Here is a 13,213-nt window from a genome sequence, read left to right as displayed (position 1 = left end):
TAAGTCGTCTAAAACCAATCAAAAGGAGAAAATCAAGATGTCCTATACAAACCTTATCAAAAATACCTAGATATTCTAGACTTAAACATTACTTTTAATGAAGATTTTTTAAAAAAGGAACGGATCAAAGGACGAATCTGCCACGTATTTGCTGGTACATTGGATTATTTCGCTCACTCCTGTCCTCATTGCGGGGCCAAAGAAAAAGGATCGATTATTCGTTGGAGCTTTACAACGTGTCTGATTTTAGTGAATGATGTTTCTGAATACCAAACATACTTACGCTTGAAAAAACGTCGTTTCTTCTGCCATTCTTGTGATAGAACTTTTGTCGCTGAAACAAATCTTATCGAAAAGTGTTGCTCAATCTCGAAGAAAGTGAAGCTTTCGATTGCCAATCGTTTAAAAAACACCACATCTATGAGTGAAATTGTCCGTCAGAAGAAGGTCTCTGTTTCTTCTGTGTATCGCGTATTGAAACAGTTTTACGAACCAAAAAAAATCAATCGCCTCACCTTGCCAGAAATTCTTTGTTTTGATGAATTTAAATCAGTGAAACAAGTCGCTGCCTCTATGAGTTTCATTATGATGGATGGACAAACAAAGCAATTACTCGATGTCGTTGAAAATCGCCAGCTCCCTTTTTTAGAACGTTATTTCTCACGATTTCCTTTGACTGTTCGTGAAGGTGTAAAGTACATTGTTTGCGATATGTATACGCCTTATTTTTCGTTAATTAAGAACCTATTTCCCAAGGCTCAGATTGATCTTGACCGCTTTCATATTGTGCAACACGTTGGGCGAACATTCTTAAAACACCGAATTCAGCGAATGAATACCTTTCTCCATCAAGGTTTTGTAGAGGCAAAAAAATACCGTCACTTGAAGAAATACTGGAAACTGCTTCAAAAGAATCAATCGAAGCTCCATTTTGAAAAACACCAATGGCGTCCTTCTTTCCGTGCCTATTTAACAGAAACAGAACTTGTCGATCGGTTACTCGCCTATGATGAAGAATTGAAAGCTGGCTACACCTGTTATCAGGCTTTTCTCTATGCCATACAAACAAGAGATTACGCACTGTTTCACACGTTATTAGAACAAGATTATTCTAGGCTTCCAGCTTATTATCAAACAACCATTACTACCTTTAAATAAGGTCAAACGGGCATTAAAAATGCGTTGAATTTGCCTTATTCCAACGGACCATTAGAATGCTTGAATAACCATATAAAAGTATTAAAGAGAAACGCCTATGGCTTCCGTAACTTCTATAATTTTAAATTGAGAATTACTTTATGCTTTGGCACTGTTCTTTTCAATCAAATAGAAAAACCTAGAGGAATTTCCCTCTAGGCTTCATTAGTGATTTAATTCTTTGGATTTCTTCACCAACATTAGTTGACAAAGAACCCTTTTTTGTGTAATGAAATTAAGAACTGCTACTAGGTAGAATGAAAACTAGGTATGTACAATTAAGAAATAATAAATTGACTAGCGTAAGAAAATCATAATGAGTGACAACGAGATTTTTTAGCTATTCTCAATAAGATTTTTCATAAATCTTGTAGAAATATAACAGATTTCTCCGTTGTTCATTTCTACCTCCCGTTCTTTTTTATGAATTTTTTTAATGTTTTTTTTGTTTATGACAAATGATTTATGACAGCGATAGAAATCATCTGAAATGGATACAAGTTCCTTGATTGCCCCATAAAATTCAAGCTGAGAATTATCCAAGTGTAGTATAATTTTATGTGGAGTGGGAGAGGTTTCAAAAAAGAGAATATCTTCATGATTTATGACATGCACTTTATCACCCACATTAATTTTAAAGATGTTCTTTTTTTCTTGTCGATCATTTTTGTAACGTTTAAAAGCAGTATGAACACATTCCTGTATGCGTTTTTGAATGTGTTCAGGGTGGTCTTTGATAATATAGTCCATTGCTTCAACTTTATAAGTAAATGTTAAGTATGAAAGCTCAGCATGTGTTGTAACAAAAACGATTTTACCTAAATCATCTTGTTCTCTTATCTCAGAAGCTAGAGCAATACCAGTCATTTCATGTTTTAAATCAACGTCTAAAAAGTACAATCCTGTTGTTTTGGGATGTGTTTTAACATACTCTAAGATCTCATGAGGATCTGCTGAGGAGATAATTAACTCCATGTCATAGTCTTCAATCATGATCGTATTTTTAACATAGCGCTCAATATTTTTTCGCTGCTCTGTTTCATCTTCACAAATAAAAATTGATAGCATATCTAGACACTCCTTAAGTTTTATTATGGATAATAATTTTTTGAATAAATGTAGAATCAACTATAAGGGTTTCTGAAGTACATTGTGGACAAGCGTCAATCAATTCTTGTAAATTTGTTAGTCCTAAACCCCTATTATTACCTTTAGTTGAAAAGCCTTGTTTCTTTAATTGGTAGATTTTTGGAATGGATGTTTTGCAAGTATTTTGTATAACGATAAGTATTGAATTTTTCTGTTTTATAAACGCAACTTGTAAAAGACCGTCCCGCAATTCTTCTAAGGCTTCGATTGCGTTGTCAAGTAATATCCCTAGGATACGTACAAGTGAGACATGGGGAATATTGATAAAATCAATTGTTTCTTGAATTTCTACAGATACGTTCATTTTTTTTTCTTGAGCCAAAATGATTTTAGCAGTCAATATACTTTTTATATCATCTAAATGCAGTCGGCTTATGTCTTTAAGTTCAAAATTATACTGTTCTATTTGACTACCTGTAGGTTTGATATTATTAAAAAAATAAGTTTCTAATGCATCATAATCCTTTTTTATAAAATATCCTTCCAATGAAGTTAAAATATTTTGGTAATCATGTCTAAACTTTCTGATCTCTAAATATTGATATTCTAAATCAGAAGTATATTTACGCATCGTTCTCACTTCAGTCTCTTTTTTTTCAATTTCGTATGTTCTTTTTAATGAATCGATATACGAGTGAACTGAAACTGAAGACACAAGAATCAAAATGATAAAAAAGAGTAGATTTAATTCGATAATAGTACGATTATTACCCGAAATTAATTCAAATAAAACATTCAGATAAAAGAGCAAAAGAGTTGAAGTGGTGCCAAATGCGAACAAAGTTTTTGTGCTATTTGATTTCATGGCATCGGAAAAATGGGTTGAAAAGTTTCTAGTAATTAAAATAATACCGATCGTAATTACTGCATATGAAATTAAAAAAGGAATTATATTTTCTGAGAGAGAGTCAAATAGATGTAGTCTCAAGAAAAATGAAATGAGAAGACTGGCAATATGATCACCTAGAATATTGATTATTAATACAGTAGACAAAATAATCAAATCTAGTTTCCAATCTTGTTCATGCATTCTAATAATAATAAATAACAATATTAGTTGGAAAATTATTGTATAGATTCCTAGATTAATATGAACAATACTGTTGTTTACCAAAAAAAGTAACAAGACGAAGATTTCTTTTAAAAAAAAACTTTTATTCGTCATAAATAATTTGATGCTGATATATATAATTAGAGCTTGAATAACTAATGCTGTTATTTCTGCCATAAAGTACACCCTGACCGCCTTCTGTGAATTAATATCATTATAACAGTAATTTTTTTAATATAAAAGATAATAATTAAATTTTCGTAGTCTAGATATTGATTTTTATAAAAGGTAGAAGAGTAAGAAGTGTCTTACAGTTATGACCTTTTTTTATTCTTTGATGATTCAAATAATAATAAGTATTTAGAGTGGGTTATACTGATAGCAGAAAAACTAATGACTATGACTTTTTTTTATTATTAGAAAGGGGGAGGAACGATGATTTTAGAGAGATTGGCAGTAATAGATTTTTCTTTTTTAGAAAATCAGTCTAATGCGAAAGGCTGGGACAATATGTTTTATGATGTATTCAAATTATTTAATGAAAAAGAAAAATTATTACATCCACCTATCGATAGCGACAATGATCACTTTATTTTTATTACGCAAGGTTTCATATATCTTAAGCAGTATGATCAGGAGAAAATTCACATATACAAAAATGAACTCTATAAAGAATTAAATGAAATTAAAGGTCAAACACTTCTTTTAATGATTTATGATGATTCTGAAATTGAAATGATGGAGGAAATATATATAAAAATAAAAAGATACTTAAAAGTAAATCGCAAATTAATAAAAAAAATTAACGTAATAGAGTTTGAAAATACTGCTATTAGAATATATAAAGCATTCAATGTTGACAGTCCTTAGAGAAAATCACGAAAATTTACAGTTTTGATGAAAATTTCGCTATTTAGGATAAAAGCTTTCACCATTCATGAACATGTTTATACTGGAAGTATGGAGGTGATGGGAGTGAAGCAAGTAATAAACAAAGGCATGTGTCTGACAGAACGCACAGCAATTTTTTTAGTCGAACAATTAAATGTTGATGCGGAGACAGATAAAATAAAGTATTTAAAATGTAAATTGGCTTTAGAAATCATTTTGATAAATTTTTCCAAATTGAGCATTATTTATGTATTATCTTTTATGCTGGGTATTACAAAAGCGGTCTTAGTATTTCACTTAGCATTTTTATATATCAGAAAATATGCTTATGGAGCACACTCAAATTCTAGTCTAAAATGTACGGTTATTTCTCTTATTTTGTTTGTTGGAATTCCTTTTTATCTAGTCAATTTTGTGCTTATATCTAAGGAGATGCTGCTTATAGTATTGCTGGTAAATAGTAGTCTAATTTATAAATTTGCACCCGCAGCAACAAAGAAAAATCCAATAACTGATTTGAAGAAAAAAAGGGAATTAAGGAGAAAAGCTCTAGTTGCCAATAGTGTAATGATGCTTTTATTAATCATTAATGTGATCCCTTTAGTAATACTAAACTTGGTTATTTTTGGAAGTTTTTTCTCTTGTTTAACATTAAGCCCGTACGTATACGCAGTAATCGAATAATAGGTTCAAAAGAAGGTCAAAAGTATTATTTAATTTTTGATGGTATAGCCAATTGGTAAGGCACAGGTCTGCAAAATCTTGAGTATCGGTTCAAACCCGAGTACCATCCTTAGTAAATAGCTTTAAATATAATTTTACATTACAGGAGGAGTCAGCTATGATTGAAAAATTTTTAGAGTTTATTGGTGGCGTAGGGGTAGAGACTTTTTGCTTTGGGGCACTATATGAACCAACTATTCCAGAAGAGTTACGAAGTATAGACAAGACAGAAAAGTAGTCGTAGTAATTGTATAAGGTGAGCCAGCAGTAAAAAATGAGAATGAAGTTTAATGACTAATGAACAATTATATTTATTAAGATCAAGAGAGTAATTTATGAATACATACTGTAGACAAATACGTTCAACATTCAAAAATAGAATGTTGGGCGTATTTTCTTATCTTGATAATGAAAATAATGGTAAAAAAAAGGTTGCTGTTCTTTTTCTAGCTTCATAAAGCTAATTTTTTAAATTCATGGCAGCAAAAATTAGCCGCGTGTGCACAGCGATTTCCCCCATTTTCCGTACTTCGTTCAAAGTATCCTTCTAGAGTAATAGAGAAAAACGGCAACACTTGATTTTCTAGGTATAAGTAATAATCATAGTAATCACCATAAATCCTTGAGAAATTGCTACAAATAGCTTCAACTAGATTTGAGCAATTACGGTTTTTAGGAGTAATAATAACATCCTAAATAACCTTTAGCTCATCAAAAGCTGTATGAGCGCAATAAGTAAATTGATTCCCTCGTTCTCCCTAAGTTATGTCCTGCGTTCTTGTTTTTTCTATCTTATAGAAAGAAATGTAGACTAAAAAAATTAAATGTACTTTCTATTGGGCAATAGAGAAACAAGTAATATACTATAACTTATTTAATAGGAGAATAACTAAAAGAATGTTCAGTTAATTTTTGTGGAAATTTTATTTTTAATCCTAATATTGGAATAAAATAGTACAGTTTTGATATCAAAACTGTTTGTTTTTAAGAGAAATTGGCAATCCGGTTCTTTTTTTGACATCTGCTGATGAAAATCTAAAAAGTAGAGAATTCACTCTATACTAAATGTATAAGTTAATTCAAAAGAAAAAAACGGGGTGAATGATATGAGAAATGCAGTATTAGAAAACAAATTAAATGAGCAATCGTATGCTTTTGCTACAACAATGAAAGAACGTGGACAGCTTTTTTCGGATGAATTAGTTAATGAGGAGGACAACCAGCATTTGAAAAAATGGTTGGAAAGAAAATCATTAATGGGATCTAAGTTATTTGAAACTAAGTTAGATATTTATGGAATTACAGAAGATGACTATAAAAAAGGGTTAAGAGAATTAACAAGAGAAAACAGGCGAACTCTTGAAAAAAACTTAGCTGATCAAGACTGGTATCAACTGCATATGGAGTTGACGAATGAAACTTCTCACGAAATAGAAGCTACAATCAGTGATGTGTCTTATATTATTCGCAAGCACCTACTGTATTTGAACCAAGAGATTGAAAAGATAGTTAATATCTCGGAGATAAATATAACAGATGAAGCTCTTATCAAATATATCGAATTTGCTGCTACAGATATGTTAGGAATAATTATGCGAACCGTTGTTTTGGATGTCCATGAGAAAAAACAACAAGTGAATAATCAAGAGTTTACTTTCTTATCCTACTTAGCAGATAACTTTACAACCAATGAACAGCTAAATACTTTTTATGAAAAATATCCTGTACTAGCAAAACTGTTAGCGAAACGATTGATTTTTTCTATTGCTAATTTTAAAGAGTTTATTAATGCCTTAAATCAGTCTAAAAAAGATATTTCTCAACTGTTGAATATATCAGTGAAAAATTTGGAAATAACTAAATTAAAAATTGGCGCAGGTGATAGCCATGGTAAAGGCAAAACTGTAATCATTGTTACATTCAATCAAACAAAGAAATTGGCTTTTAAGTTCAAAAATCTTAGAGTAGGAGAACGATTCAATACCTTTTTGAAGAAAATAGAAGAGCATTCTGAGTTTTCATTTTATAAAGTAAAGAGAATTTATGGGGAATCGTTTACTTTTGAAGAATTTGTTGAATTTAAAGAATGTGAAAATAAGAAAGAAGCGGGAGAATTTTATCAAGGGTTTGGTCATTTGATTGCACTATCCTATATTTTACAAGCAAATGATTTACACTTTGAAAATATTATTGCACATGGTAAATTTCCAGTCATTATTGACATTGAAACCTTAATTCAAAATGAGCCGCCAATAGAATTGGGAACGGATGCTTATGGAAAGTTCAAATATTCTGCGACAGATTCTGTTGTGAATACAGGATTAGTTCCAACTTTATTATTTCAAGAGAGAGTAGCTGAGGAAGAAAAGGAAAAAAAAGGTGTTCAGTTTAGCGCATTGAGTGGTGGAACGCAAAAACTGCCCTTTAAAGTATTAAAACTAACAAACCTTAATTCAGAAAACATGAAATATGAGTATCAAGATCACATTTTGGAAGGTGCATTGAACATTCCATCAATAGAGGGGATACAACTTAACTTTGAAGAATATAGTGAAATGATATTGGACGGTTTTACTACATTCATGCAATTTGTTATTCAAAATAAAGACACAGTGGCGAAGTGGGTTGAACTTTTATTCAATGATTGCTTGGTAAGGAATGTCATTAAAGCAACGCAGCGATACGCTGACATGTTAGATTTTTCAACTCATCCTAACTGTACTATGGATTATAAGGAACGTGAAAAATTGTTTGAAAATATATGGGCATACCCATATAAAGACCTGCGAGCTGTTCCTTTTGAGGTAGAAGATTTATTAAATCATGATATTCCTATTTTCTTTAATAATACAGGAACAAAAGATTTGATTACATCAGATGGATCAATTATTTCAGATTATTACGCAGAAAAACCAATTGAACGTACAGTGAATAAGATCAAAAATCTTACCGAGAAAGAGTTTCAGCAACAATTGAATTTATTAACATTGTCATTGGGATTGTATAACGGAGGTTTGGAAGAGTTAGTAGTTAAATCAGCTAAAGAAGAAACAACGAAAAAGACAGCTTTGTCTAAAGCGATTGCAATTGGAGACTTTTTATTGGATCGAGCTATTTGGGGGGAAAACAAAAAAACAGTGACTTGGCAAAAGTTACAAGTGGATAGCTATGATAATTGGTCAAATAGTGCAGTTTATTATGGACTGTATGAAGGACTCCAAGGGATTTACCTTTTCTTTTACAATTTAAACAAAATTAAACCAAGCCAAAGCTATCAAGAAGTTATTGATGCATTAAATAACTATCTCTTTAAAGAGAATCCATTTAAACCGGCGAATACAGATATGTTCTCAGGTCTAGGAAGTATTCTATATTTGTATACTCAATTATGTAAAGATTCTAAGAACGATTTGTGTTTAGGCAAAACTAGAACAATGGTTGAGGATCTAATTGAATGTATGAATAATTCTTCGTTGCAACCAGATTGGGTTGGTGGTTTAGCAGGCTTTTTAAAAGTATTGGTAGAGTTGTATAAAGTTACAAATGATGATTTCTACTTAAAATCGGCAGATCAAGTAGTTGAAAAAATAGATATTTCAGAAATTAAAGTGGGCGGTTTTGCCCATGGATACTCTGGAATTTTAACAGCACTAAATTCTTTTGCACAGGTTGCAGGATACACTGAGAATGTCCAAGAAAAAATATGTCAAGCATTATTGTTGGAAAGAAAAACCTTCAGTGTACAAAAGCAAACGTGGCAAGACTTAAGAGAGGGCGAAGCAAACGGAAAACACTTTTGGTGTCATGGATCTGCTGGGATTGGAATGAGCCGATTGAGCTTACTTAGTTCAAATATTCAGGATGAAGTAATGCTGGATGAAGTAAGGATCGCTGCAAACAATGTATTGGAAAATGAATTAAATAATGATGGCTTATGCCATGGTAATTATGGAAATATCGAATTTCTTATACAACTTTCTGAATCAAATTATGCAGATAAAGAATTAAAGAGGAGAATCAACCAGTATAAAGAACGACTGCTCGCCAATTCCAGCTATAAGCTTTTAGGACTTAAAAACATACCGAGCGTTACTTTATTTGATGGCTTAAGTGGGATAGGGTATGAACTTTTAAGAATTGCCTCCCCTGAAAAGGTACCTAATGTTTTAATGTTGGATTAAAAGGAAGTGAGAGTTATGAAGAAACGAATACCGATTTTAGAACAAAATGAACATAGTGAATGTGGTTTGACTTCTGTTTGTATGATTTTGAACTATTTTGAAATAAAAGAAGATTTAAATAGTTTGAGAGACAAATACGGTGTTCCTAAAGGCGGTAATACGCTTTTAGATTTACAGGAGGTATGTTCTCATTATGGAATAAGGACAAAAGGAGTACGTATAAAAGACTATAGTTATTTTAAAACTTTGACTAATCCATGCATCTGTTTTTGGAATAAGCGTCATTTTGTAGTATTTGAAAAAGTTGCTAAAAATAAAATAGTTATCATTGATCCGGCGCAAGGAAAAAAAATACTTTCTTATGAAGAGTTCACAGAACATTTTTCAGAGGTGATTTTGGAAATTGTAGAAGTACCAAATAAAATACCAGAAAAAAAGAAAAATAAATCATGGGAAGTGTTGCAAACCATTCTAAAAACACAAAAGCTAAAGATTAGTTTATTGATTCTCTTTACGTTATTGGCTCAATTCTTGTCACTACTAGTCCCTATTTTTACAACAACCCTTGTGGACAACATGTCTCTATTATCACAGAATAAAAATATTTCATTATTCTTTGTTGTAGTATTGGTTATGTTATTTTGTTCGAATTATTTACTTCAAGTAACTCGAGGGTTGATTATAGCGAAATTTCAAAAGAATTTTGAGAAAAGTTTAATGAGGAAATTTATGAAAAAAGTGATGGAGCTACCATTGAAGTTTTTTGTAAATCGTTCAACAGGAGATTTGATTTTTCGTTCGAATCTTACAACTTATATTCAACAAATACTGAGTCAACAGATGATAACGACTGGAATAGACTTGATTTTTCTTGTAGTGTATCTTACTTTGATGGTCTACTATTCCCCTAGAATGGCTTTTTTAACAGTAGTAACTACAATGATAATTGCAGCATTTTCAGTAATGAACTCAAAAAAGTTACGAAGTGTTGCGGATAGAGAAATGCTATCTCAAAGTAAAGTACAAAACAACTTAGTAGAGTTATTTGAAGGAATGGAGACAGTAAAGTCATTAGGAATGGAGGAACATTTTTATACTACTTGGGAAAATAATTTTAGTCAACAACTGGATATACAGGAGGAAAAAGGCCGTTATAGTTCTTGGATAGGTAATATATCAACATCGATTCAATTTGTATTGCCATTCCTGATTACTTCTTTTGGCATTCTAGAAGTACAACAACAACGTTTAACAATAGGCGAATTGGTAAGTTTTAATTCATTAGCATTATCTTTCTTAGCACCAATCATTACTCTTTTAAGTTCATTTTCTTCATTACTAATGTTGAAATCTTACTTTAGAAAAATCAATGATATTTTATTGCAAAAAACAAATGAAAATAAGAAAAACAGTAAAGGAATAAAAATATTTGAAAAATTAGAATTGGAAAATGTTTCATTCAGGTATAGCTATTTTGAAAAGCATTTAATAAAAAATCTGCATTTGACTATTGAACAGGGTGAAAAAGTTGCAATTGTCGGCCCAAGTGGATCTGGTAAAAGTACATTATTGAAATTGATTTCAGGAATGTATCCAGCAACAGATGGAAGTGTGAAAATCAATGGGGTAGATGTAAACGATATTGAGAAAAATGCATTGAATAAAGAAATTGCTATTGTGAATCAAGATCCAGCAATTTTTAATACGACACTTTATGAAAATCTTGTTTTGAAAAATAAATCTGTTGCTTTAACTAAATTTAATGAGGCAGTAACTAAATCCAGAGTGGATGAAATCATAAAAGATATGCCGTTGGGGTTTGAAACTCAAATTTCAGAAGGAGGTATGAATCTCTCAGGTGGTCAAAAACAAAGGATTTCAATCGCGAGAGCGTTAATAAAAGACCCATCATTATTGATTTTAGATGAACCAACGAGTTCTTTAGATAATATTTCCGATAATTTTATCATGAATAATATCATCAATGATGCTACGCCTTGTATTGTAGTTTCCCATCGGCTTAACACAATTAAGCATTTTGATAGAATTATTGTCATGGACAAAGGCTGCATTGTAGAAGATGGACGGCATAGTGAATTGATGGCTAAAAAGGGTTTATATCATAAAATTTATTCTGGAGAAAAATTACAGGAAAAATTACAAGAAGCAGTATAAAAATAAATTAAAAGGAGATCAGGATGATGAGATACTTGATTCACATTATATTGGTTAGCGTATTGGGGGCATTCGCAGCTTTAAGTTTGGGGATAAGTGCTTTTGGTGAAAATCAAATGAACCTAGTTGAGCAAACCTTTTTGCTGAATGATAAAAAAGAAGTCACTCAACTCACTCAACTTGTATATGATATTAACCCTTCAATCAAACAAACAGTGATAGAAGAAATTGATATGGTTCATTTAGAAAATGTAACCCCAGAAGAGTTGGAAACAATTGAAAATATTACGCAGATTGAAAAAATTTCTGAAAAATCAGGTCAAATGTCCAAAGTAGAAACAGAGAGTATCAAACTCACGGACGTTACAACAAATTTTGAAGATGTCAAAAGAATCGATAACACGCGGGCACTTTTTTCTAGAAAAAGTTCATCCTTATTAGACTTATTAAGTTGGCATGTTGATGATGTTACAAGCAATAAACAGTCATATGCAATTGCGACTGGAAAAAATATTAAAGTCGCTGTTATTGATAGTGGTATTGATACTGAAAGTGAATATTTTCAAAAGAATTTAACTTTGGAAAACGCAAAGAGTTTTGTTTCAAATGATCAATCAATCATAGATGAAAACGGTCATGGGACGATGGTAACAGGCGTCTTGACTCAAGTAGCCCCGGATGTGAAAATAACTCCTTATAAAGTAATAAACGCGACAACAGGCGAGTCTGTCTGGACAATACAGGCGATTATTCAGGCAGTCAAGGATAAGAATCAAATTATAAATTTGAGCTTGGGTACGTATAAAAATGATAAGAGTAAAGAAGAACGACTAACAATTAAAGCGTATGAACGAGCAATCAAGTTTGCTAAAAAAAATCATGTTTTTGTACTAGCTTCAGCTGGAAATGATGGCCTAGATTTAGATGCATTGAAATTAAGGGAAAGAAAAATACATTTGCCAGGTGGAATGAAAAATCTTTTTACAATTGGTGCGACTCGTAAAAATGATAATAAATCTTCTTATAGTAATTATGGAAAGGAAATTGATTTTGTAGCACCAGGAGGAGATATTTATAATGATGAGGGGCAGCTGGATTTGAATGAGTTTATATTTACAACGTATCCAGTATATTTAGATAATGGATTAGGTTCATTAGGAATTCCCCAAGGCTATATGTTCAGTGGAGGCACTAGTTTGGCAACACCAGCAGTTTCGGGAGTTGTTGCAACTATTTATGAAAAGTATTATCAACGGTATGGTATTTATCCACAAAATCAAGTTGTAAATAAGTTATTAAAAGCTGGAGGAGTAGACATAGGGACTCCAGGATTGGATAAATATTTTGGTTATGGGAAGGTAAATGGCTATCAGTCGTTATCTAAAATAAATTAAGCAACACTAAAATCATAAGAAAATTAGAAAAAGGAGAGAAGAAAAATGGAAAAAATCGTAGGAAAAGCATTTGAAGAATTGACTGAGGAAGAGATGAAAAAGATGCAGGGCAGCGGGGATGTACAACCTGAAACTACCCCAATTTGTGGTTTTACTATCGGCATTGGAATTGGCGCACTTGCATCAGTAAAATGGTGTTAATAAATAATAAGAATAGGGAGGAAAAAAACATGGAAAAAATTGTAGGACAATCATTTGAAGAATTAAGCAAAAAAGAAATGGAGGCAATGCAAGGAAGCGGAGATGTACAAGCAGAGACAACCCCGGTATGCGCAATTTCAGCCACAGTAGCTGCAAATTCAGCAGCTTGTGCAGGAGTAGGAGCAGGAATCGGTACGGGTATCACAATTGTATTAACATTTAAACGTTGCTAAAAACAGTAATTTAAAACT

10 protein-coding genes, 1 tRNA gene and 1 pseudogene are annotated in these 13,213 nt (G+C 31.7%); 10 read left to right on the top strand and 2 right to left on the bottom strand.

Annotated elements, in window-relative coordinates:
* Positions 1-37: 37 nt before the first annotated feature.
* Positions 38-1,356, top strand: a pseudogene (locus IGJ34_RS14025) (ISL3 family transposase).
* Between the two features lie 177 nt (positions 1,357-1,533).
* On the opposite strand, the gene IGJ34_RS14020 reads toward IGJ34_RS14025, so the two are convergent.
* Both IGJ34_RS14020 and IGJ34_RS14015 read right to left on the bottom strand, forming a co-directional pair.
* Positions 1,534-2,265, bottom strand: coding sequence for a LytR/AlgR family response regulator transcription factor (locus IGJ34_RS14020; protein WP_206836544.1), 732 nt, complete (start codon positions 2,263-2,265; stop codon positions 1,534-1,536).
* 13 nt (positions 2,266-2,278) lie between these two features.
* A complete protein-coding gene (locus IGJ34_RS14015; protein ID WP_206836541.1) occupies positions 2,279-3,574 on the bottom strand; it encodes a sensor histidine kinase in 1,296 nt (431 codons plus the stop codon).
* Positions 3,575-3,832: 258 nt separating this feature from the next.
* Here IGJ34_RS14015 and IGJ34_RS14010 point away from each other — a divergent pair, with 258 nt between their 5' ends.
* From IGJ34_RS14010 to IGJ34_RS13970, 9 genes are all read left to right on the top strand, one after another.
* Positions 3,833-4,267 (top strand): hypothetical protein, encoded by a 435-nt coding sequence (locus tag IGJ34_RS14010; protein ID WP_430597694.1) that lies wholly within the window; start codon positions 3,833-3,835, stop codon positions 4,265-4,267.
* A 105-nt stretch (positions 4,268-4,372) separates the two neighbouring features.
* Positions 4,373-4,972: an accessory gene regulator B family protein gene (locus IGJ34_RS14005; RefSeq protein ID WP_430597693.1), complete on the top strand. Its 600-nt coding sequence runs from the start codon at positions 4,373-4,375 to the stop codon at positions 4,970-4,972.
* A 38-nt stretch (positions 4,973-5,010) separates the two neighbouring features.
* Positions 5,011-5,081: transfer RNA gene (locus IGJ34_RS14000), tRNA-Cys, on the top strand.
* A gap of 48 nt (positions 5,082-5,129) precedes the next feature.
* Positions 5,130-5,249, top strand: a complete 120-nt coding sequence (locus tag IGJ34_RS13995; RefSeq protein WP_206836828.1) for a cyclic lactone autoinducer peptide — start codon at positions 5,130-5,132, stop codon at positions 5,247-5,249.
* Positions 5,250-6,117: 868 nt separating this feature from the next.
* On the top strand, positions 6,118-9,192 hold the full coding sequence (gene lanM / locus IGJ34_RS13990; protein ID WP_430597692.1) for a type 2 lanthipeptide synthetase LanM: 3,075 nt from the start codon (positions 6,118-6,120) through the stop codon (positions 9,190-9,192).
* Positions 9,193-9,207: 15 nt separating this feature from the next.
* Positions 9,208-11,367 carry a peptidase domain-containing ABC transporter gene (locus IGJ34_RS13985; protein ID WP_430597691.1) on the top strand — a complete coding sequence of 720 codons (2,160 nt, stop codon included), beginning with the start codon at positions 9,208-9,210 and terminating at the stop codon, positions 11,365-11,367.
* 26 nt (positions 11,368-11,393) lie between these two features.
* The gene (locus IGJ34_RS13980; protein ID WP_430597690.1) at positions 11,394-12,761 is read left to right on the top strand and encodes a S8 family peptidase; all 1,368 of its coding nucleotides are present in this window, start codon (positions 11,394-11,396) and stop codon (positions 12,759-12,761) included.
* Positions 12,762-12,806: 45 nt separating this feature from the next.
* Positions 12,807-12,962, top strand: coding sequence for a mersacidin family lantibiotic (locus IGJ34_RS13975; protein WP_010772178.1), 156 nt, complete (start codon positions 12,807-12,809; stop codon positions 12,960-12,962).
* Between the two features lie 29 nt (positions 12,963-12,991).
* A complete protein-coding gene (locus IGJ34_RS13970; protein WP_430597689.1) occupies positions 12,992-13,195 on the top strand; it encodes a lichenicidin A2 family type 2 lantibiotic in 204 nt (67 codons plus the stop codon).
* Positions 13,196-13,213 lie beyond the last annotated feature (18 nt).

Origin of the sequence: Enterococcus sp. AZ177 (assembly GCF_050544585.1) — a bacterium.
Lineage (GTDB): Bacteria > Bacillota > Bacilli > Lactobacillales > Enterococcaceae > Enterococcus_L > Enterococcus_L plantarum.
The sequence above is the reverse complement of the archived record's forward strand: the minus strand, read 5'-3'. Positions and strand labels throughout refer to the sequence as shown.